Genomic DNA, 21,892 nt, shown 5'->3' with positions numbered 1-21,892 from the left:
CCTGCAAGTCACAAGGAAAACCTAGACTTGCCCCTTGCCCCTTGCCCCTTGTTACAGATCGCCGTTGGCGGCGGCCTGCATCATGTCGTCCATGCGGGCGTTCAGGTCGATGGCGCCCTTGACCAGCTCCGGCGTCAGGCCCAGCTGGCGCTCGAAGCCCTTCACCCAGTCCAGGCTCCAGTCCAGCATCATGACCCAGATGTCCTTGTTGGCGTCTTCCATGACGACGATGCGGCAGGGCAGGAAGACCACGAATTCCGGGCTGATCTTGAGCAGGTCGCGGCCCACGGAGATGTCGCAGAAGGAATAGACCTCGATGCGGGGGGCGTCCTTGTCGTCCAGCACCGCCTTGAAGTCCATCCACATCAGGTTCTCGCCCACCTTCTTCACGTTGTTAACGTTGGCCCGCAGGAACAGGGAGTCCCGCACGTCCTCGAAGGTGAGGCCCTTCTTCGCCTTGTACTTGCGGGCGAAGTAGTTCATGGAGTCGGCCATCTGCATGCCCATGAGGTTGGTCATCATGGGCATGGCCATCTGCATCATCTGTATCTTTTCCTGCTGGGTAACCACACGTCGCATGGTATAGGGCTTGGCGGGTGCCCCAGGGGCGGCCTGGGGCTGCAGGATGCTCAGGGGGTTGAAGGGGAAGGTGGGGGGCGGGGTGTACTGCAGGTAGGGATTGCTGGCGGGGTTGGCGCTCGTCACCAGGACCGGGGGGTTGCTGGGCACATAGCCCGGTGCCGGCTGGGGCGCGGCCTGCTGGGCTTGGGCAGGGAAGCTAAGAACCAGCAGGATAAGGGCCGATTTCAGGGTGCGCATCATTGTTGTCTCCTGTCTGTATGGGTAATGAAAAAAGGGGGCCGAAGCCCCCTTGCCTGATGCGAATTACGCGAGCAACTGTTTCAGGACGTAGGGCAGGATGCCGCCCGCCTGGAAATACTCGATCTCGATGGGGGTGTCCAGCCTGAGCTTGACGGGAACATTCTGACTGGGACCGTCGCTCCGTTTGATGACCAGGGTCAAATCCTGCTGCGGCGTGATGCCGTTTTCCAGGCCCACCAGGTCAAAGCTTTCGTCCCCTTTCAGGCCCAGGCTGGCGGCATCGGTGCCGTCCTTGAACTGGATGGGCAGCACGCCCATGCCCGCCAGGTTGGAGCGGTGGATGCGCTCGAAACTCTTGGCGATCACCGCCTTCACCCCCAGAAGCTGGGTGCCCTTGGCGGCCCAGTCCCGGCTGGAACCGGTACCGTACTCCTCGCCCGCGAACACCACCAGGGGCGTGCCCTCGGCCTGGTAGGCCATGGCGGCGTCGTAGATGGAGGTCCGTTCGCCTTTGTGCAGGGTCACGCCGCCTTCGCTGCCGGGGATCATCAGGTTCTTGATGCGCACGTTGGCAAAGGTGCCCCGCATCATCACCTCGTGGTTGCCCCGGCGAGCGCCGTAGCTGTTGAAGTCCTTCTGGGCTACGCCGTGGTCCACCAGGTACTTGCCGGCGGGGGCGGCGGGCTTGATGCCGCCGGCGGGGGAGATGTGGTCGGTGGTGACCGAGTCGCCGAAGATGGCCAGGGCGCGGGCGCCGCGGATCACGGCGTTGGGCTTGGCGGCCAGCTTGAAGAAGGGAGGCTCTTGTATATAGGTGGAGGCTTCGTCCCAGGCATAGACCTGGCCGGCGGGGGCGGGCACCGCGTCCCACAGGGGGTTGTCGGCGCCCACGTTCCTGTAGGACTTGTACACACCGGCATCGGCGGCGAAGGGCAGGGCGGCGGACACTTCCTCGTTGGAAGGCCACAGGTCCTTCAGGAACACCGGACCGTTGGCGCCCTGGCCGATGGGCTCACTGGCCACGTCGATGTCCACCCGGCCCGCCAGGGCCAGGGCCACAACCAGGGGCGGGGACATGAGGAAATTGGCCTTCACGTTCTGGTGCACCCGGGCCTCGAAGTTGCGGTTGCCGGACAGCACGGAACAGGCCACCAGATCCTTGTCCAGGATTTCTTTTTCGATGGTTTCCGGCAGGGGCCCTGAGTTGCCGATGCAGGTGGTGCAGCCGTAGCCCACCACGTTGAAGCCCAGTTGCTCCAGATAGCCCAGCAGGCCTGCGGCCTTCAGGTATTCGGTGACGGCGCGGGAGCCGGGGCCCAGGGAGGTTTTCACGTGGGCCGGGGTCTTCAGCCCCAGTTCCACCGCCTTCTTCGCCACCAGGCCGGCGGCCAGCATGACGCCCGGGTTGGAGGTGTTGGTGCAGGAGGTGATGGCGGCAATCACCACGTCGCCATGCCGCAACCCTTCCCCCTTCCCCCTTCCCCCTTCACTCTTCCCGTACCCCCCCTGGTCCTTCGGCAACTCCAGCAGGGTCTCGAAGCTTTCCTTCAGCGCGTACAGGTTGATGCGGTCCTGGGGCCGCTTGGGTCCCGCCACGGAGGGCTTCACCGTGGACAGGTCCAGCTGCATGACCTGGCTGTAGTCGCACTGGCCGGCGGCGGGAATGCCGAACAGGCCCTGGGCCTGGTAGTAGGCCCGCATGGCGTCCACCTTGGCCTTGTCCCGGCCCGTGGCCAGGTAGTACTGGCAGGTGGCCTCGTCCACGGGGAAGAAGCCCATGGTGGCGCCGTATTCTGGCGCCATGTTGGCGATGGTGGCCCGGTCGGTGACGGGCAGGGCGGCGGCGCCCGCGCCGAAGAACTCCACGAACTTGCCCACCACCTTGGCGCGGCGCAGCATTTCCGTGATGGTCAGCACGATGTCCGTGGCGGTGATGCCGGCCGTGGCCTGGCCCACCAGCTCCACGCCCACCACGTCCGGGGTCAGGAAGTACACGGGCTGGCCCAGCATGCCGGCCTCCGCCTCGATGCCGCCCACGCCCCAGCCGACCACGCCCAGGCCGTTGATCATGGTGGTGTGGCTGTCGGTGCCCACCAGGGTGTCCGGGTAATAGACCCCGTCCTTCTCCATCACGCCCCGGGCCAGGTATTCCATGTTCACCTGGTGCACGATGCCCACGCCGGGGGGCACCACCTTGAAGGTGTCAAACGCCTGCATGCCCCACTTCATGAACTGGTAGCGCTCCCGGTTGCGCTGGAACTCGATCTCCATGTTCTGCTGGAGGGCGTCGGCCTTGCCGAACACGTCCACCTGCACGGAGTGGTCCACCACCAGTTCCACCGGCGCCAGGGGTTCCACCTTCTTGGGGTCCTTGCCTTCCCGGGCGGCGGCGGAGCGCATGGCGGCCAGGTCGGCCAGCAGGGGCACGCCGGTGAAGTCCTGCAGCAGGATGCGGGCCACCACGAAGGGGATCTCTTCCGTGCGATGGGCGTTGGGCTGCCAGCCCGCCAGTTCGCGCACGTGCTGCTCGGTGATCTTCACGCCGTCGCAGTTGCGCAGCACGGACTCCAGCACCACGCGGATCGACACCGGCAGGCGTGAGATGGCGCCCAGGCCGGCCTTTTCCAGCTGGGGCAGGGAGTAGAAGGTACCGATGGTGCCGTGGCCGGCGTCGAAGGTCTGGCGGGAGTCGAATGGGCTATGCATGGCGGTGGGGCTGTTGATGAAAGACATTAAATTTTAACCAAGCAGCCGGGGCGGCGCATGGTTAGGTTGTAGGCGTCATTGCGAGGAATCGGGGCCGATGCGGCAATCTGCCTCGAGAACCTGTCTGTTTTTTTGCATTGCAGCAATATAAACTCCGGCCACGGGCGCCCTCGCGATGGCCTATAAAGGGCGCTGCCACCTGACAAACCGCCATCCAGAGGAAGACATGAGCGACCTGAAGCAACGCGCCCTCGACTACCACGAGTTCCCCCGTCCCGGAAAAATCTCCGTGGAATCCTCCAAGCCCTGCGCCACCCAGGCCGAGCTCTCCCTGGCCTACACCCCCGGCGTGGCCGAGCCCGTACGGGCCATCGCCGAGAACCCGGAGAACGCCTACAGGTACACCGCCAAGGGCAACCTGGTGGCGGTCATCACCGACGGCACCGCCATCCTGGGCCTGGGCAACCTGGGCCCCCTGGCCAGCAAGCCGGTCATGGAAGGCAAGGGCATCCTGTTCAAGCGCTTCGCCGGCATCGACGTGTTCGACATCGAGGTGCAGGCCCCCAGCGTGGAAAGCTTCATCGAAACCGTGGTGAACATCTCCCCCACCTTCGGCGGCATCAACCTGGAAGACATCGCCGCCCCCCACTGCTTCGAGATCGAGGAAGCCCTGAAGGCAAGGCTGGACATCCCCGTGTTCCACGACGACCAGCACGGCACCGCCGTGGTCATGTGCGCCGGCCTCATCAACGCCCTGGAAGTCCAGGGCAAGCAGCTTTCCGACATCAGGCTCACCTGCCTGGGCGCCGGCGCCGCCGGCCTGGCCTGCATGCGCCTGCTCATCGCCATGGGCGGCAGGAAGGAGAACATGACCCTGGTGGACAGCAAGGGCGTCATCCACAGCGGCCGCGCCGACCTCAACGCCCACAAACAGGAATTCGCCAAGACCACCGACATGCGCACCCTGGCCGACGCCATGGCAGGCGCCGACGTCTTCATCGGCGTCTCCGGTCCCAACCTGGTGAGCCAGGACATGGTGAAAAGCATGGCCCCCAGGCCCATCCTCTTTGCCATGGCCAATCCGGACCCGGAAATCACCCCCGGAGAGGTCCACGCCTGCCGGGACGACGCCCTCATGGCCACCGGCCGCTCCGACTACCCCAACCAGGTCAACAACGTCCTGGGCTTCCCCTACATCTTCAAGGGCACCTTCGACGCCCGCGCCAAGGCCATCACCCAGCCCATGATGATCGCCGCTGCCAAGGCCCTGGCCGGCCTGGCCCGGGAACCCGTCCCGGCGGAAGTGCTTGAAGCCTACAAGCTGGACAAGCTGGAATTCGGCCGCGACTACATCATCCCCAAGCCCTTCGACCACCGCCTCATCGAACGGATACCCAAGGCCGTGGCGGAAGCTGCACAGGAGTAGAGCAGCGAACTTTCACAGGTTCACGCTTGAATGCTCGCCTAGAAATGCAGCCGTCTCGATGACGACCCTCACCCCCGCCAATAACCCCAGGAAGCGTGGCAACTGCATCAAATCAATGGGTTCTTGGTTGTGGGGTTTCAAGCAATGACCTCCTTGAAAGAGCTTGCTCATACAGGTTGGCCGGCCATTATTGGCTTGCTACTCGGCTTGTCTTGTATTCGTGTTGGATGGGCCGCGCCGCCTGCGCCCGGAACCATCCAGCAACAGGCCATTCCTCCCAGGCCCTTGCCAGCCATACCCGGCCAAGTGCTGGATCTGCCCCAGGATGCACCCCCGGGCCCCCAGGCCAGCGTCAGTCTCAAGCTCACCCGCATCCAGGTGGAAGGCAATGTCCTGATCGACGAGGCGGAACTCGTGCCCCTCCTGCGGTCTTACCAGGGCCGCACCGTGACCCTGGGGGACCTGCATGAGGCCACCCGTCGCATCACGGACCACTACCGCGAGCGGGGCTATCTCCTCGCCTATGCCTATCTGCCGCCTCAGACCATTCGGGACGGGGTGGTGCGCATCGCGGTGGTGGAGCCCCGCTATGACCGCATCGCCATCTCCGGCGTTTCGCGGCTCAAGCCTGAGCAGGCGGCACGCACCCTGGGCCTGGTGCCCGGCTCGCCTGTTGAACAATCCGCCCTGGAGCGGGGCCTGCTCCTGCTGGACCAGACCCCGGGCGTGCGGGTGGCGGGCACCCTGGTGCCGGGCGCCGAGCCCGCCACCACGAGCCTTGATGTGACGCTTGCAGACACCTCGCGCCTCCGTGCCGACCTGGCCCTGGACAATCACGGCAACGACTACACCGGCCGGGCGAGGGGCCTGGCCCAGGCCAGCCTGGACAACCCCTTTGGCCACGGCGGCCAGCTCGCCGTCAACGCCCTGGCCACGGAGAGGGGGCTGCTGCGGGCGGGTGGCCTGAACCTGCTTTCGCCGGACATCCGGGGCGGGTTGCGGGCGAGCCTGTACGGGTCCCGCACGGATTACCGGCTTGGCGGAGCCTTCGCCGGCCTGGGCCAGGAGGGCTGGGCCACCCAATGGGGCGTCGGTCTCGGTTACCCGGTGCTGCTTCACCCCGGGCGCGTCATGAACGTGCGCCTGGACCTGATGCGCAAGGCCTACACCCAGACCAATACGGTCGTCGGGCTGGATGACCGATCCCACGTGAACCTGGCGCGCCTGTCCGTGAACGGCGCCTTCGCCCATGCGTCCGGCGGCATGACCCTGGGAAGCCTGAGCCTGGGCCGGGGCAGGCTGGGGCTGGACAGCAACGACGCCCGTCTGGCGGACGCCTCGGGGCCCGGCGCGGCGGGCGGTTTCTGGGTGGGCCAGTTCCAGGTGCGCCGCCACCATCTGCTGCCCGCTGACTTCCGCCTGGAAGCTGGCCTCAGCGGGCAGGTCGCCTCGCGCAACCTGGCGCCCGGCGAGAAGTTCTACCTGGGCGGTCCCGACGGGGTGATGAGCTACCGGCCGGGGGACGGCGGTGGCGATGCGGGGGCGTTGCTTTCTCTGCGCCTGGCCAGGAGCCTGCCGGTGGCGGGCCCCGACAGGCTGGAGGCCGCCCTGGTGGGGCAGTACGGGGTGGTCTGGCAGAACCACGCCCGGTTTCCCGGTTCCGCGACCCCTAACCACCTGGGGCTTGGTGGCGTTGGCATCGAACTTGCATATCAAATGACAGAGGGACTGAGCGCCCGCCTGGATGTCATGCGTCGAATCGGAGATTCGCCGCCATCCATCGGCACAAGCCCCAGGAACCTGCTCTGGGCCCGCCTGGATTACGCTTTTTGAGCGTTCCGGTCCACGGCGTCGGAGCTTGAGCAGACCGCTTCCGGCTTTTGAAGCGGTGTCGATTTTTTTTACATCCGGCCCATGGCCGGGGCCCGACGGCCGCGCCGTCGAGGCAGGATGAGTTGTCTGGAAGGGGCGTTTCATGAACCACGTTGACCGTCTGATCTGGAACCAGGGCCGGAAAATGTGGATCGCGGTGGCAGAGGACGCGGGCGAAGCCTGCAAGGGCGTTTCCCCTCGGTCGCATCGGGACCCGATACGACTGGTCCTCTCCCCCTTCGCCGTTGCCGTGATGGCCGCCTTGGCAAGCTACTCCGCTCCCGTGCTGGCCCTGCCCACGGGGGCCCAGGTGGTGGCCGGCCAGGCCCGGGTGGACCAAAGTGGCCAGGCCCTCACCGTCACCCAATCCACCGACAAGGCCATCCTCAACTGGCGGAGTTTCGGCATCGGCGCCGGAGAGATCGTCAGTTTCCAGCAGCCCGGTACCGGCAGCGTGGCCCTCAACCGGGTGCTGGGCAGCGAGGCCAGCGCCATCTATGGTCGCCTCGACGCCAACGGCCAGGTTTTCCTGGTGAACCCCAGTGGCGTCTATTTCGCCCCGGGCGCCCAGGTCAATGTGGGCGGCCTGGTGGCTTCCACCCTGGATCTTACCGATGCCGACTTTCTTGGAGGCAACTACCGCTTTCAAGGGCAAGCCACGGTCAAGGTGGTCAACGACGGCACGATCACGGCTGCTCCCGGCGGCTACGTGGCCTTCATCGGCCGGCGCGTGGAGAACAACGGCAGCATCAGTACCCCCGGCGGCACCACCGCCCTGGGAGCGGGCAGCAGGGTGGATCTCACCCTGGCGGGCAACAGCCTCCTGAGCTTCAACGTCAACGCCGGGCAACTGAACGCCCTGGCCAGGAACGGTGGCGTGATCCAGGCCGACGGAGGACGGGTCATTCTGACTGCCCAGGCCAAGGACGCGCTGCTCAATACCGTGGTGAACAATACCGGCATCATCCGGGCCCAGACCGTGGCAGAGCGCGACGGGATCATCGAATTGCTGGGGGGGGACGAAGGCGTTACCCGGGTGTCCGGCACCCTGGACGCTTCCGCGCCGCACGGCGGCGACGGCGGATTCATCGAAACCTCGGGTGCCCACCTCAGGGTGAAGAACGGCACGGTCATCACCACCCGGGCCGCCGGCGGCCGGGACGGCACCTGGCTCATCGATCCGGACGGCTTCACCATCGCCGCCAGCGGCGGTGACCTGAGCGGCGCCACGCTGTCCGCCAGCCTGGGCAACGGCAACGTGACCATCGAGAGCGTCAACGGCAGTGGTACGGGCGGCGACATCCTGGTGAACGACACGGTGTCCTGGAGCGCCAATACCCTGACGCTGGACGCCACCAACGACATACTTATCAACGCCGAGATGTTCGGTTCAGGCACAGCCAGCCTGGCCCTGGAATACGGCCAGGGGGCGGTGGCGGCGGGCAACATGGCCACCTACCACGTCAACGCCCCGGTGAACCTGCCGGCAGGCAACAACTTCAGCACCAGGCTGGGCAGCGACGGCGTCACCCTTGGCTACACGGTCATCACCGGCCTGGGGGCCGAGGGCAGCACGACGGCGACGGACCTGCAGGGGATCAACGGCGGCCTGGGCGGCCGTTACGTGCTGGGCGCGGATATCGACGCCACGGCCACCTCGGGCTGGAACGCCGGCGAGGGATTCGCACCCATCGGCAGCAGCGCCACCAAGTTCACCGGAACCCTGGACGGTCTGGGGCATGTCATTACAGGACTGAGCATCGCGCGTGCCAGCACGGACAACGTGGGCCTGTTCGGCTACGTGAACGGCGGCAACATCCGCAACCTGGGCCTGGCGGGCGGCAGCGTCGACGGCAACGACAACGTGGGCGCACTGGCGGGATACATCAACAACGGCAGCGTCAGCAACGTCCATGCCTCGGTCAACGTCAGCGGCAACCTGGTTGTGGGCGGGATGGTGGGAGAGCATGGCGGTGGCTCGATCAGCGACGCCTTTGCCACGGGCAGCGTCATCGGCAAGAACGAGGTCGGCGGACTCGTGGGAATCAATTCCGGCGGCGGCGCCATCCGCGACGCCTACGCCACCGGCGACGTCACGGGCACCGGCCTGGACGTGGGCGGCCTGGTGGGGTACCTGGCCGACGCCAGCACCATCAGCCATGCCTACGCCACCGGCACCGTGTCCGGGAACGGGAAGTTCGTTGGCGGACTGGTGGGCTACAGCAACGCCGGCAGCGCCATCAGCGACGCCTACGCCACCGGCGCCGTCGTAGGGGGCAACGATTACGTGGGCGGCCTGGTGGGGTACAACGCCGACAGCTCCATCAGCGACGCATACGCCACCGGTAGCGTTACGGGCAACGACTACTACGTGGGCGGCCTGGTGGGCACGAACGATGGCGGGCAGATTAGTACCTCTTACGCAACTGGCCTTGTCGATGGCGCAAACACCTTAGTCGGTGGCCTGGTCGGCCAGAACAGGAACAGCGTGAACAACGATGGCACCATCACCAACTCCTACTGGGACAAGAACACGACAGGCAAATTCATCGGCGTCGGCATCGGCACCTCCACTGGCGCCACGGGCCTGTTCAGCGACGAGATGAAGCAGCAGGCCAAGTTCGGCGGGTTCGACTTCACCAACGACTGGTTCGTTTACGAGGGCCGCACCACTCCCCTGCTCAGGAGCTACCTCACACCTGTGAACCTGATGCCCAAGTTCAACGGCAACACCCAGACCCTCAATCGCATCGGCGACTACGTCACCAACCTGGCCGGGGCGGATACCAGCCACATCTTCCGTTCCTCCTCCAACCTGACCTTGAGCAGTACCACCACGGCCGGGCGTGAAGTGGCCCAATTGGTGGGGGAATTCTGGAGCGACCAGCGGGGTTATCTCATCACCGTGAAGAGCCGCACCATCACTGGTACCGGCAGTGCCGCCAACAACCTGACCATCAAGAATCCCCTCACCTGGACCAGCGGCACCCTGACCCTGAACGCCAAGGGGGCCATCCAGCTCAACGGCAACGTCCAGGGCGCCATCATCACGGCCACCGCAAAGGGCGGCGCCATCACCCAGGCCACGGGCAAGACCCTGAAGCTCACCGGGGCCAGCACTTTCAAGGCGGACAACGGTCTCTCCGGTGCGAGCAACGTGCGCTACAACGTCACCCTGAACCGGGCCGGCAACAACTTCTCCACCGTGTCGGCCACCGGCAAGAGCATCAACGTACGGGACGACACCGGGGCCCTCAACCTGAAGACGGTGGATGCCAAGGGCACCCTGGTGGTGAAGGCCACCAAGGGCGCCATCGGCTCGGTGACCGGCGCCTCGGTGAAGGCCACCGGGGCCACCACCCTCACGGCGGACAACGGCGTGGGCGGGGCGGGCAACGTGCGCTACAACATCACCCTGAACCGGACCGGCAACAAGTTGGCCACCGTGACCGCCAAGGGCAAGAGCGTCAACCTGCGGGACGACAACGCCCTGACGGCCAAGCTGGACGCCAAGGGCACCGGCACCCTGAGGGCCGGTGGGGCCCTGGTGGTGTCCGGCACCGTGACGGGCAACCTGACCACCACCACCACCGGCACCAATTCGCCCACCACCTTCGGCGCCACCACCGTGGGCAGCAATCTCACCATCACCAGCACCGGCGCCGTGAAGAAGCAGAGCGCGAGTACCGTGGTGAGCGTGGGTGGCACCACCACCATCAATGGCAGCCTGGGGTCACTTTGATGCGGTCCTCCCGTTGAGGACATGGCTTGCGGACTCGGCTGGACGCGGTTGCCCGCCGTAGGTGTCTGGCTGGAATCAGACTCGATAGGCAGAGGTGCATGGCGCTGCAGGTCGTACTTCAGTCCGACACGGCTGGGGGCGTGTTACCATGCGCCGCGTTCCTGCGCTGGAGTGTGTTTGGATGTGGACGCAAATGAAAAAAGCCGGCAGGAAAGCCGGCTTTTCTTTATTGCCTGGTGCCCAGAAGAGGACTCGAACCTCCACACCCTTGCGGGCGCTAGGACCTGAACCTAGTGCGTCTACCAATTCCGCCATCTGGGCAACGAAGGCGCGCATATTAGCGATCTCAACAAACACATGTCAACGAAAAAAACCACCGATACCCAATCCAAAGACCAAGCAAAAACCAAGTCCGACAAAGGTGCCCACCGTGGCCTGAAGGGAGCCAGGAAGGCCCTGCGCTGGCAGGACCCCTACCTGGAGCGGGAACGCGAGAAGTACGGCCAGGCCATGCCCAGCCGCGAGTTCGTCCTGCAACTCCTGGAAGAGGCGGGCGAGCCAGTGGACGCCGAGGACCTGGCCTTCCGCCTGGGCCTGGAGACCGAGGAATACGACACCTTCTTCAACCGCCTGCGGGCCATGCAGCGGGATGGCCAATTGCTGTTCAACCGCCGGGGCGCTTTGTGCCTGCCGGAGAAGATCGAGGTCAAGAGCGGCCGGGTTGAAGGCCATCAGGACGGCTTCGGGTTCTTTGTGCCCGACGACAAATCCGGCGACATGTATTTGCCCGAGAAGGAGATGCGCGGCGTCCTGCATGGTGACCGGGTCATGGTGCGGGAGCACGGCCAGGACCGGCGGGGCCGCAAGGAAGGCAAGGTGGTGGAAATCCTGGAGCATGCCAATACCACCCTGGTGGGCCGCCTGTACCGGGAACGGGGCTACCAGTGGGTGGTGGCGGAGAACAAGAAGATCAGCCAGGACATCCTCATTCCGGACCACGCGGACATGGGCGCCAGTTCCGGCCAGGTGGTGATGCTGGAGGTCACTGCCCAGCCCACCAAGCAGGCTCCGCCCGTGGGCAAGGTGACCCAGATCCTGGGCAACTATGCCGACCCGGGCATGGAGATCGAGATTGCCCTGCGCAAGCACGACCTGCCCCACGACTTTCCGGAGGACGTGCTGGCCCAGGCCAGGAAGCTGCCCAAGAGCGTGGTGAAGAAGGACCTGGCTCCCGAGGCTGGCCTGGAGCGGGAAGACGTGAGGGAACTGCCCCTGGTGACCATAGACGGCGAGGACGCCCGTGACTTCGACGACGCCGTCTACTGCCAGCCCGAGGGCAGGGGATTCCGCCTGTGGGTGGCCATCGCCGACGTGTCCCACTACGTGAAGCCTGGCGCCCCCCTGGACCGGGAGGCCTACGACCGGGGCAACTCCGTGTACTTTCCCCGCCGGGTCATCCCCATGTTGCCGGAGGAACTCTCCAACGGGCTCTGTTCGCTCAATCCCAAGGTGGATCGTCTGTGCATGGTTTGCGAGATGGAGGTGGCCAGCACCGGCAGCATCAAGAAATACCGCTTCTACCCGGCGGTGATGCATTCCAAGGCACGGCTCACCTACACCCAGGTGTGGGACTGGCTGTCCGACGCCAGCAAGCCGCCCAAGGACCAGGCCTGGCTGCTGCCCAACCTGGAGAACCTGTACAAGCTGTTCAAGGTGCTGCTCAAGGCCCGGAGCAAGCGGGGGGCCATCGACTTCGAGACCCTGGAAACCAAGATGCTGTTCGACGAGCAAGACAAGATCGAGCGCATCATCCCCTACGCCCGCAACGACGCCCACAAGGTCATCGAGGAATGCATGCTGGCGGCCAACGTGTGCGCCTCCGACTTCCTGCAGAAGAAGAAGCACCCGGCCCTGTACCGGGTCCACGAGGGCCCCACGCCGGACAAGCTCAAGGCCCTGCAGGAGTTCATGGCGGAATTCGGCTTCTTCCTCACAGGCGGGGAAGACCCCCACGCCAAGGACTATGCAGAGCTGCTGGCCAAGATCAAGGGACGGCCCGACGAGCAGTTGCTCCAGACCGTGTTGCTGCGTTCCCTGCGCCAGGCCCAATACAGCCCGGAGAACGTGGGCCATTTCGGTCTGGCCTACGAGTCCTACACCCACTTTACCTCACCCATCCGCCGCTACCCGGACCTGATGGTGCACCGGGGCATCAAGGCCTGCCTGAGGAACGAGACCTACGCCCCCGGCGACTGGGAAAACATCGGCGCCCACTGTTCCATGACCGAGCGCCGGGCCGACGACGCCACCCGGGACGTGGTGGCCTGGCTCAAGTGCTACTTCATGCAGGACAAGATCAACGAGGAGTTCGACGGCGTCATCTCCGCCGTGGTGAGCTTCGGCGTGTTCGTCGCCCTGAACGAGGTGTTCGTGGAGGGCCTGGTCCACGTGTCAGAGCTAGGCTCCGACTACTTCCACTTCGACGCCGCCCGCCACCAGATGATGGGCGAGCGCACCGGCCGCCGCTATCGGCTGGGGGACAAGGTGCGCATCCGCGTGGTAAGCGTGGACATCGAGACATCCCGTATCGATTTCGCCCTGGTGGAGGAGGGGAGTGGCCTTAAACCTGACTCTGCCGCGAAGCGTAAACGGCGGCAAAATAGGTGAAAATCCGAGTGTGACTTCGACGAGGTGCGACATGCAGGCGGTGGAATTCAAGAGCACACCCCATGACAATGTGGTTGACCTTCCTCCTGACTTGGCACCATGGAATGGACGCAAGGTCAGGGTTATCCTCCTGGCAGAGGACGATCCGGGCAAGACGGCTCCTGCGCCAACTTTCAAGGCAATTTCCTTGAACACTCGCGGGTTCAAGTTTGACCGGGAAGAGGCCAATGACCGTTAAGGTATTCGTCGACAGCAACATTGCCATCTACCTTTACTCTGGAGACGAGCCGGATAGACGCACGGTCGCTGAATCCCTGATGCGTGCGCATGAAAGGCCCTGGGTCAGCACCCAGGTACTTTCGGAACTAGCCAACGTTCTGCGGCGCAAGTTCAAGCTGGACTACGAAGCGATTTCGGAGGTTGTGAAGGAAGTCGGAAGTGCCTGTGCTGTCCATTTGGTAACCCAGGCTACTATCGCCCATGCACTGCGGCTTGGTGTCAGATATGGCTATTCCTACTATGACAGCCTGATCCTGGCTGCTGCCCTTGAATGTGGCGCCGAAACCCTGGTAAGCGAGGACATGCAGCACGATCAGGTGATCGAATCCAGGCTATTGATCAAGAATCCATTCGCATGACCCCAAGCACCCTGACCCACGGCTTTGGCTGCGGCCGCTCCCCAAGCTTGGTTAACCTGCCCGCCGGCAGGTTGGCTTTCACCGAAACTTCCCCTCATTGTCATAAGCGCCCTCGCTAGGGCAGGACTTATCGAGAAATCATGAGCCAGCGGTCTCTCATACACGGTTTTCACGCCATTACAGCCCGTCTGCGGCATCACCCGGAAAGCCTCCAGGTCATCTACCTGGACGAGGCCCGCAAGGACAAGCGGGCCAAGGAGTTCCACAAACTCGCAGAGGACAAGGGCGTGCGGGTAGTGATGGCCCCCGCCGCGCGAATAGAAGAGATGGCCCGGGGCAAGTCCCAGGGCGTGGTAGCCATGGCCGACCCCATCCAGCTGGCCAAAGACCTGGACGAGGTGCTGGAAGGTCTGGCCGAGCCGGCCCTGCTCATGGTGCTGGACGGGGTCACGGACCCCCACAACCTGGGGGCCTGCCTGCGCAGCGCCGATGCCTTTGGCGTCCATGCCGTCATCGCCCCCAAGGACCGTTCCGCCGGCCTCTCCGCCGTGGCCATGAAGGCCGCCAGCGGCGCGGCGGATTCCGTGCCCTACATCACCGTCACCAACCTGGCCCGCACCCTGCGGGAGTTGAAGGACAAGGGCGTCCTGCTCATCGGCACCGACGATTCCGCACCCGCAACCCTCATGGACGCGGACTTTTCCGTGCCCGCCGCCCTGGTGCTGGGTGCCGAGGGCGCGGGCATGCGACGCCTTACCCGGGAGCATTGCGACATGCTGGTGCGCATCCCCATGTTCGGCCAGGTGGAAAGCCTGAACGTCTCTGTTTCCGCCGGCGTCTGCCTCTACGAGGCCCGGCGCCAGCGCAGCATTTTGTGAACATGGATCGCAACATGGCCTGGAACCTGATCAACAAGGCGGACCTGCTGGTGGGGGCCACGGAAATCGAGTTGGCCCTGGACCGCCTGGCCGCCCGTATCACCGACGCACTGGCGGACCGCATGCCCCTGGCCCTGTGCGTCATGGGGGGCGCCGTGGTCTTCGCCGGCAAGCTGCTGCCGCGCCTGGCATTTCCCCTGGAGTTCGACTACCTGCACGCTACCCGTTACCGGAACGGCACCCGGGGCGGCGAGATCGAGTGGTCGGCACTGCCGAAGAAGGAAGTCAAGGGGCGCTGCGTGCTGCTCATGGACGATATCCTGGACGAGGGCCATACCCTGGCGGCGGCCAAGGCCAAGCTGCTGGACATGGGCGCGGCGGAGGTGTGGATCGCCGTGCTGGCGGAGAAGGACCTGGGGCACGAGAAACCCGTGCAGGCGGAATTCGTGGGCCTGACCCTGCCCAACCGCTACGTGTTCGGCATGGGCATGGACGCCTACGGCCTATGGCGCAACCTGCCCGCCATCTACGCTTTGAGGGAAGAATGAACAACATGCTCGGCATCATCGGCGGCACTGGTCTCACCAAACTGCCCGGCCTGTCGGTCACCCACAGGCAGGTCATCCGCACACCCTACGGCGAGCCTTCAGGCCCACTGACCTTCGGTGACCTGGACGGACATCCCATCGTCTTCCTGGCCAGACACGGCTATGGCCACACCATTCCGCCCCATCTGGTGAACTACCGCGCCAACATCTGGGCCCTGCACAACCAGGGGGTGAGCCACGTGGTGTCCGTGGCCACTGTGGGTGGCATCCACCCTGACCTGGGGCCGGGGCGGCTCTGTCTGCCGGACCAGATCGTCGATTACACCCACGGGCGGGAATCCACCTTTGCCGAATACGACGGCAAGCCCGTGAGTCACGAGGATTTCACCTGGCCCTACTGCCAGGACATGCGCCAGCGCTGCGGGGCTGCCCTGGACCGGGCCGGGGAAGTCTATCTGGACGGTGGGGTGTATGCCGCCGTGCAGGGACCGCGCCTGGAAACCAAGGCGGAGATCGACCGCCTGGCCCGGGACGGCGCCGACATGGTGGGCATGACAGGGATGCCAGAGGCCTATCTGGCGAAGGAAATTGGTCTCTGCTATGCCGCCGTGGCGGTATCGGTGAACTGGGCCGCGGGTCGGGGCGACAGCGCCCAGGGCATATCCCCGGAGGTGATCGAATCCACTCTGGCCAACGTCATGGAGCGCCTGCGGGCCGTGCTGAAGAACCTGGCCTGCATGGAATATGGCAAGGCCGTGGCGGTGATTCCGGGCGGGGCCTGCGACGTTTGAAAGGTAGTTGCAAGGGGCAAGGTCGGCGCTACGCGCCCGCAAGTTTCAAGTAAAACCCATAGCATCTGGCCATATCACGGTCATTCAGGCACAGGCCGGTTCAAGGCAAACAGAAGATCACAACCCCGGCCTTCGCCGGGGCAACTACGCATTTACTTGCAACTTGCAACTACCTTATTCCACCTTGGCTTCCGCCCGCAGGGCCTGGAGATGCCGGCGGATGGCCAGTTGCTGCAGCTGGCCGGCGATGCGCCCCTTGATCTGGTCATAAGGGGGGAAGGCCAGGTCCCTCACGTCGTCCAGGCGGATGATGTGCCAGCCGAACTTGGTCTGGACCGGCACGGATGACGTCTCCCCTTTCTTCAGGGCGGTCATGGCCTGGGCGAATTCCGGCACCAGGTTGGCGGGCAGGGTCCAGTCCAGGTCTCCCCCGTTCTTGGCGGAGCTGTCCTTCGAATACTTCCTGGCCAGATCCTCGAACTTGACCTTGGGTTTCTTCAGCTGGGCCAGGAGCGTCTTCGCTTCCTTTTCGGTTTTTACCAGTATATGGCGTGCGCGATATTCCTTCTCGCCGGCCTTGACCTTGGCCTTGTCGTATTCGGCCTGGACGAGTTCCTCGCTCACCGGGTTCTTGCGGGCGTAGTCTTCCAGGGCGGCCTTGCCCAGAATTTCCCGGCGCTGGAACTCCAGGGCGGCGGCCACGGTGGGTTCCTTGTCCAGGCCCTTTTTCAATGCCTCCTGGACCATCAGTTCCGAAGCCACCAAGGCTTCCCGCAGGGATTCCTCCGAGAGCAGTTCAGCGGGCATGTTGCGGGCCAGGCGGTTCTGGCGCACGAATTCGGCGTAGATGGCGGGGATGGCCACGCCGTTCACCACGGCGAATGGGGCCTTGGGATCTGCCTCCTGCCGGGCGGGGGCGTCGGCGGCCAGGGCGGAGAAGGCCAGGCTGGCCAGGAGGGGCACTGCTAGAAGCGAACGGTGCATGGTGTTCCTTTGCATGGGAAAAACAATGTCTGCGGGATGGACGTCTATTGGGCCTGGGAGTTCCGGCGGGGCTAGAGTTCTTCCGGCGTCAGGGCGGTGATGGACAGGGCGTGGACGCGGCCGCGCATCAGGTCTCCCAGGGCCTGGTAGATCAGGCGGTGGCGGCCCACGGCGTTCTGCCCGGCGAAGGCGGCGGAGATGATGGTGAGCTGGTAATGCCCGCCACCGGAACGGGCCCCGGCGTGGCCCGCGTGGAGGGCGGATTCGTCCACGACCTCCACATGCTGGGGGTCGAGGCCGGCCAGGCGGGCCTTCATTTCCGTGATGGTGTCCGTTGCTGGCGCGGTCAAGGCAACACCCGCTTGAAGGGTTTCACGCTTACGCGGGCATATACCCCCGCTGCCATGTAGGGGTCGGCGTCAGCCCAGGCCTGGGCCGCTTCCAGGCTTTCGAAGGCAGCGACGATGAGGCTGCCGGAAAAGCCGGCGGGCCCCGGGTCCGGGCTGTCGATGGCGGGGAAGGGGCCGGCCAGCAGCAGGCGGCCTTCGTCCTTCAACCTGTTCAGGCGTTCCAGGTGGGCGGGTCGGGCGGAAAGCCGCATTTCCAGACTGTCGGGCACGTCCTCGCCGACGATGGCGTAAAACAGGTTCATTCCTTTTCCTTTATGCCTTCTTTTTCATCCATGGCATCCATGTGCCGGGAAAGGTACAGGGTCTGGCCGATCACGAAGACCAGCATGAGCCCCAGGGAGCCGAACATCTTGAAGTTGACCCAGGCGTCCGTGGAGTAGTTGAGGGCCACGTAAAGGTTGGCCACGCCCATGAAGGCGAAGAAACCTGCCCAGCCCAGGTTGAGCTTGGCCCACACCTCGTCAGGCAGGCTGAGCTGCTTTTCCATCATCACGCGGATCAGGTTGCGCTCGAAAAGCAGTGGCGCCAGGCCCAGGGCCAGGGCGAAGATCCAGTACAGCACCGTGGGCTTCCACTTGATGAAGGTCTCGTCGTGGAGGAACAGGGTCAGGCCGCCAAACCCGACGATGAGCACCAGGGACACCCAGAGCATGGTGTCGATCTTGCGGTATTTGAGCCAGGCCCAGCCCAGCTGGATGAAGGTGGCCGCGATGGCCACCAGGGTGGCCAGGAACACGCCGGGCTTGGTGGCGCTTTCCAGTTGCACGCCCAGGGCCAGCAGGATGGCGTTGGCCTGTTCCGGGAACATCTCGCCCAGTTCGTAGGCGACGAAGAACAGGATGATGGGGAATAGATCGAACAGGAATTTCAACTGGATCACCGCTGAATGTTGGAAAACGCCCACGCTGTAACGGGCGGGCGCGGGCATTTTGCTATGATTGCCAGCTCAGTCACAAGGGCGCGGCCGGGAATTGTCCGGGGCCGCGTGTTCATGCCGGTATACGACCTACATTGCCATTCCACCGCCTCGGACGGTGTCCTGACCCCCGTGGCCCTGGTGCAGCGGGCCATCGCCCAGGGGGTGGACTTCCTGGCCCTAACGGATCACGACGAGCTTGCCGGGCTGGGAAATGCGCGCAAGGCCACGGAAGGAAGTGCCCTGAAGCTGGTGCCCGGGGTGGAAATCTCCATCACCTGGGGCAAGGCCACGGTACACATCGTGGGCCTGCACGTTAACCCGGAGGACGCCGTTCTCCGACAGGGCCTGGCGCAGAACCGGGGCGGCCGCCGCCTGCGGGCCCAGCGCATGGCCCAGGAACTGGCCAGGATCGGCATCCATGGCGCCCTGGAGGGTGCCTATGCCCAGGCCATCAACCCGGAGCTCATCGGCCGGACGCATTTCGCCCGCTTCCTGGTGGAAGAGGGGGTGGTGAAGGACGTGAAGACCGTGTTCAGGAAATACCTGGTCAAGGGCAAGCCGGGCTACGTGTCCCACGAATGGGCCAGCCTGGAGGAGGCCGTGAACTGGATCCACGCCGCCGGCGGCCAGGCAGTCATCGCCCACCCGGGGCGCTACAAGTTCGGTTCAGAAAAACTTCGTCTGCTGCTGGCCGAGTTCCGGGACGCGGGCGGAGAGGGCATCGAGGTGGTCACGGGCAGCCAGCCCTCCGACCAGGTGCCTTATTTTGCCGACCTGGCGGTGGAATTCGGTTTGCTGGCCTCCGTGGGCTCGGATTTCCACGCCCCCGGGGAAGGCGGCCGGGAGCTGGGCAGCATCATGGGGCAGCCCATGCACCTGCCTTCCCGCTGCACCCCCGTCTGGTCCCGTTGGTGAGTGGTGCGGCAGCCATGGGACAGACCTTCAACCTGCATCCGGACAACCCCCAGGAGCGGTTCATCAAGGAGGCGGTGCGCATCCTGCGTCGCGGCGGCGTCATGGTCTATCCCACGGACTCCTGCTATGCCCTGGGCTGCATGATCGGCAACAAGGAAGGCATGGAGCGAATCCGCCTCATCCGGGGCGTGGACGACCGGCACCATTTCACCCTGGTATGCAGGGACCTGTCGGAGATCGCCCGCTATGCCCGGGTGGACAACAAGCAGTACCGCATCCTCAAGGCGGCCACCCCCGGTGGCTACACCTTCATCCTGGAAGCCACCCGGGAAGTGCCCCGCCGCCTGCAGCACCCCAAGCGCAGCACCATCGGCCTGCGGGTGCCGGATAACCATGTGGTGGCCATGCTCCTGGAGGAGTTGGGAGAACCCATCCTGTCCGTGACCCTGCAGCTGCCGGGGGACGAGTACCCTCTCAATGACCCGGACGAGATCAACGAACGGCTGGGCAACCGGGTGGATGTCATACTGGAGTCCGGGTTCTGCAGCCTGACTCCCACCACGGTCATCGACCTCCACGTGGACCCGCCGGAATTGCTCCGCACAGGGGCAGGTGATCCGGAAAAACTTGGCTTTTAACAAGGGTTTATAGTTGGAACTTAACCTGATACAAAAGATTGCGGTGTTCGCATTGCCGGTGATCTTCGCCATCACCCTGCACGAGGCGGCTCACGGTTATGCCGCCCTGCGCTTCGGCGACCGCACCGCCCAGATGATGGGCCGCATCAGCGTGAATCCCCTGCGCCACATCGACCTGGTGGGCACCATCATCGTCCCCGCCATCACCATCGTCCTGGGAGGCATCCTGTTCGGTTGGGCCAAGCCCGTGCCGGTGAACTTCGGCAACCTGCGCAATCCCAAGAAAGACATGTTCTGGGTAGCGGCGGCGGGGCCCCTGGCAAACCTGGCCATGGCCGTGTTCTGGGCCGCCATGATCAAGTTCGCCTTTTCCGTGCCCAGCGCCTACTCCCACCCCCTGGCCCTCATGGGCATGGCGGGCGTGACCATCAACGCCATCCTGGCCACCCTGAACCTGTTGCCCATTCCACCCCTGGACGGTGGGCGCATCGCCGTGAGCCTGCTGCCCCACAAATGGTCCTACAAGCTGGCCCAGGTGGAGCCCTATGGCCTGTTCATTCTCATCGGCCTGCTGGCCACCGGTGTTTTGGGCCTGATCATCGGCCCCTTCTACCAGACGGTGGAGCAAGTGCTTTTGAAAATTTTCAATATCATTCCCTAACCCGCTGAATACATTATGTATGCTGATCGCGTTCTCTCAGGCATGCGCCCCACGGGCAGCCTCCACCTGGGCCACTACCACGGCGTCCTGAAAAACTGGATCCGCCTCCAGCACGAGTACGAGTGCCTGTTCTTCGTGGCCGACTGGCATGCCCTCACCACCCACTACGACAACCCCCTCACCATCCACGACAGCACCTGGGAAATGGTCATCGACTGGCTGGCCGCCGGCGTGGATCCCTCCAAGGCCACCCTGTTCATCCAGTCCGAGGTCATCGAGCACGCGGAACTGCACCTTCTGCTGTCCATGATGACCCCCCTGGGCTGGCTGGAAAGGGTGCCTACCTACAAGGACCAGCAGGAAAAACTCACGGAAAAGGATCTGTCCACCTACGGCTTCCTGGGCTACCCCCTGCTGCAATCCGCGGACATTCTCATCTACCGGGCCAACCAGGTGCCCGTGGGGGAGGACCAGGTGCCCCATATCGAGTTCGCCCGGGAAATCGCCCGCCGCTTCAACCACCTTTATGGCAAGGAGCCGGGCTATGAGGAGAAAGCCCAGGCGGCGGTGAAGAAACTTGGCGGCAAGAAGGCCAAGCTGTACCAGGAGTTGAAGACCCGCTACCAGCAGGAGGGGGACGACGAGGCCCTGGACTCCGCCAAGGCCATGCTGGCCGAAACCCAGAACCTGAGCCTGGGGGACAAGGAGCGCCTGTACGGCTACCTGGAGGGGGGCGGCAAGATGATCCTCACCGAGCCCGAGGCCCTGCTTACGGCCGCATCCAGGATGCCCGGCCTGGACGGCCAGAAGATGTCCAAGTCCTACAACAACACCATTTCCCTGCGGGAAGACCCGGAAGCGGTGAACAAGAAGATCCGCACCATGCCCACGGACCCGGCCCGGGTGCGCCGCACCGACCCGGGCGAGCCCGGACGCTGCCCGGTCTGGCAGCTGCACGAGGTCTACTCCGGCGAGGACGTGAAGGCCTGGGTGCGCCAGGGCTGCACCACCGCCGGCATCGGCTGCATCGAGTGCAAGCAGCCGGTCATCGACGCCGTGCTGAAGGAACTGGCTCCCATCCAGGAGCGGGCCCGGGCCTATACCCAGGACCCTGACACGGTGAAGAATGTCATCGCCGACGGCTGCGAGAAGGCCCGGGACCTGGCCCGGGAGACCATGCGGGACGTGCGGGAATCCATGGGGTTGTACTACGGCTGACAGGTGAGGAGTCGGTGCTACACTGATACCGTGAATATGTGAGTCTGTGAATCTGCG

19 protein-coding genes and 1 tRNA gene are annotated in these 21,892 nt (G+C 64.6%); 13 read left to right on the top strand and 7 right to left on the bottom strand.

The window, feature by feature from the left end; genetic code table 11:
• Positions 1 to 51: 51 nt before the first annotated feature.
• Together H6935_02980 and acnA are read right to left on the bottom strand one after the other, a co-directional pair.
• A complete protein-coding gene (locus H6935_02980) occupies positions 52 to 624 on the bottom strand; it encodes a DUF302 domain-containing protein (protein ID MCP5277306.1) in 573 nt (190 codons plus the stop codon).
• Positions 625 to 885: 261 nt separating this feature from the next.
• Positions 886 to 3,528 carry an aconitate hydratase AcnA gene (acnA, locus tag H6935_02975; protein MCP5277305.1) on the bottom strand — a complete coding sequence of 881 codons (2,643 nt, stop codon included), beginning with the start codon at positions 3,526 to 3,528 and terminating at the stop codon, positions 886 to 888.
• A gap of 226 nt (positions 3,529 to 3,754) precedes the next feature.
• Here acnA and H6935_02970 point away from each other — a divergent pair, with 226 nt between their 5' ends.
• From H6935_02970 to H6935_02960, 3 genes are all read left to right on the top strand, one after another.
• Positions 3,755 to 4,954, top strand: a complete 1,200-nt coding sequence (locus H6935_02970; protein MCP5277304.1) for a malate dehydrogenase — start codon at positions 3,755 to 3,757, stop codon at positions 4,952 to 4,954.
• A 285-nt stretch (positions 4,955 to 5,239) separates the two neighbouring features.
• Entirely contained in the window at positions 5,240 to 6,787 is a 1,548-nt protein-coding gene (locus H6935_02965; protein ID MCP5277303.1) for a ShlB/FhaC/HecB family hemolysin secretion/activation protein, read from the top strand.
• Between the two features lie 142 nt (positions 6,788 to 6,929).
• Positions 6,930 to 10,568 (top strand): filamentous hemagglutinin N-terminal domain-containing protein, encoded by a 3,639-nt coding sequence (locus H6935_02960; protein MCP5277302.1) that lies wholly within the window; start codon positions 6,930 to 6,932, stop codon positions 10,566 to 10,568.
• 234 nt (positions 10,569 to 10,802) lie between these two features.
• On the opposite strand, the gene H6935_02955 is transcribed toward H6935_02960, so the two are convergent.
• Positions 10,803 to 10,889 (bottom strand) — tRNA-Leu (locus tag H6935_02955).
• 36 nt (positions 10,890 to 10,925) lie between these two features.
• On the opposite strand from H6935_02955, the gene rnr reads away from it, so the two are divergent.
• The 6 genes from rnr (at position 10,926) to H6935_02925 (ending at position 16,090) form a co-directional block, all read left to right on the top strand.
• Positions 10,926 to 13,235: a ribonuclease R gene (gene rnr, locus H6935_02950; GenBank protein MCP5277301.1), complete on the top strand. Its 2,310-nt coding sequence runs from the start codon at positions 10,926 to 10,928 to the stop codon at positions 13,233 to 13,235.
• Between the two features lie 31 nt (positions 13,236 to 13,266).
• Positions 13,267 to 13,473 (top strand): hypothetical protein, encoded by a 207-nt coding sequence (locus H6935_02945; GenBank protein MCP5277300.1) that lies wholly within the window; start codon positions 13,267 to 13,269, stop codon positions 13,471 to 13,473.
• On the top strand, positions 13,463 to 13,873 hold the full coding sequence (locus tag H6935_02940) for a PIN domain-containing protein (protein MCP5277299.1): 411 nt from the start codon (positions 13,463 to 13,465) through the stop codon (positions 13,871 to 13,873). The genes H6935_02945 and H6935_02940 overlap by 11 nt, the downstream gene beginning before the upstream one ends.
• 140 nt (positions 13,874 to 14,013) lie before the next feature.
• On the top strand, positions 14,014 to 14,751 hold the full coding sequence (gene rlmB / locus H6935_02935; protein MCP5277298.1) for a 23S rRNA (guanosine(2251)-2'-O)-methyltransferase RlmB: 738 nt from the start codon (positions 14,014 to 14,016) through the stop codon (positions 14,749 to 14,751).
• Between the two features lie 2 nt (positions 14,752 to 14,753).
• Positions 14,754 to 15,299, top strand: a complete 546-nt coding sequence (locus tag H6935_02930) for a hypoxanthine-guanine phosphoribosyltransferase (protein ID MCP5277297.1) — start codon at positions 14,754 to 14,756, stop codon at positions 15,297 to 15,299.
• A gap of 5 nt (positions 15,300 to 15,304) precedes the next feature.
• Complete coding sequence (locus H6935_02925) at positions 15,305 to 16,090, top strand: S-methyl-5'-thioinosine phosphorylase (protein ID MCP5277296.1); 786 nt, start codon at positions 15,305 to 15,307, stop codon at positions 16,088 to 16,090.
• A gap of 174 nt (positions 16,091 to 16,264) precedes the next feature.
• Here H6935_02925 and H6935_02920 read toward each other — a convergent pair whose 3' ends face one another.
• From H6935_02920 to H6935_02905, 4 genes are all read right to left on the bottom strand, one after another.
• Complete coding sequence (locus tag H6935_02920) at positions 16,265 to 17,074, bottom strand: peptidylprolyl isomerase (GenBank protein ID MCP5277295.1); 810 nt, start codon at positions 17,072 to 17,074, stop codon at positions 16,265 to 16,267.
• Between the two features lie 71 nt (positions 17,075 to 17,145).
• Complete coding sequence (locus H6935_02915) at positions 17,146 to 17,391, bottom strand: BolA family transcriptional regulator (protein MCP5277294.1); 246 nt, start codon at positions 17,389 to 17,391, stop codon at positions 17,146 to 17,148.
• Between the two features lie 29 nt (positions 17,392 to 17,420).
• Positions 17,421 to 17,720 (bottom strand): YciI family protein, encoded by a 300-nt coding sequence (locus H6935_02910; protein ID MCP5277293.1) that lies wholly within the window; start codon positions 17,718 to 17,720, stop codon positions 17,421 to 17,423.
• Positions 17,721 to 17,722: 2 nt separating this feature from the next.
• Positions 17,723 to 18,355, bottom strand: coding sequence for a septation protein A (locus H6935_02905; protein ID MCP5277292.1), 633 nt, complete (start codon positions 18,353 to 18,355; stop codon positions 17,723 to 17,725).
• Between the two features lie 120 nt (positions 18,356 to 18,475).
• Between H6935_02905 and H6935_02900 the strand changes: the two genes are divergently transcribed.
• From H6935_02900 to H6935_02885, 4 genes are read left to right on the top strand one after another with little or no spacing between them, the layout of a single operon-like run.
• The gene (locus H6935_02900; protein MCP5277291.1) at positions 18,476 to 19,318 is read left to right on the top strand and encodes a PHP domain-containing protein; all 843 of its coding nucleotides are present in this window, start codon (positions 18,476 to 18,478) and stop codon (positions 19,316 to 19,318) included.
• 14 nt (positions 19,319 to 19,332) lie between these two features.
• On the top strand, positions 19,333 to 19,956 hold the full coding sequence (locus tag H6935_02895) for a threonylcarbamoyl-AMP synthase (GenBank protein MCP5277290.1): 624 nt from the start codon (positions 19,333 to 19,335) through the stop codon (positions 19,954 to 19,956).
• 13 nt (positions 19,957 to 19,969) lie between these two features.
• The gene (locus H6935_02890; protein MCP5277289.1) at positions 19,970 to 20,617 is read left to right on the top strand and encodes a site-2 protease family protein; all 648 of its coding nucleotides are present in this window, start codon (positions 19,970 to 19,972) and stop codon (positions 20,615 to 20,617) included.
• A gap of 15 nt (positions 20,618 to 20,632) precedes the next feature.
• Complete coding sequence (locus H6935_02885) at positions 20,633 to 21,835, top strand: tryptophan--tRNA ligase (protein MCP5277288.1); 1,203 nt, start codon at positions 20,633 to 20,635, stop codon at positions 21,833 to 21,835.
• Positions 21,836 to 21,892: the final 57 nt, after the last annotated feature.

It is taken from the genome of Thiobacillus sp., assembly GCA_024235835.1.
GTDB lineage: Bacteria > Pseudomonadota > Gammaproteobacteria > Burkholderiales > Thiobacillaceae > PFJX01.
Note: the sequence above shows the minus strand (reverse complement) of the source record. Positions and strands in the feature narration are given on the sequence as shown.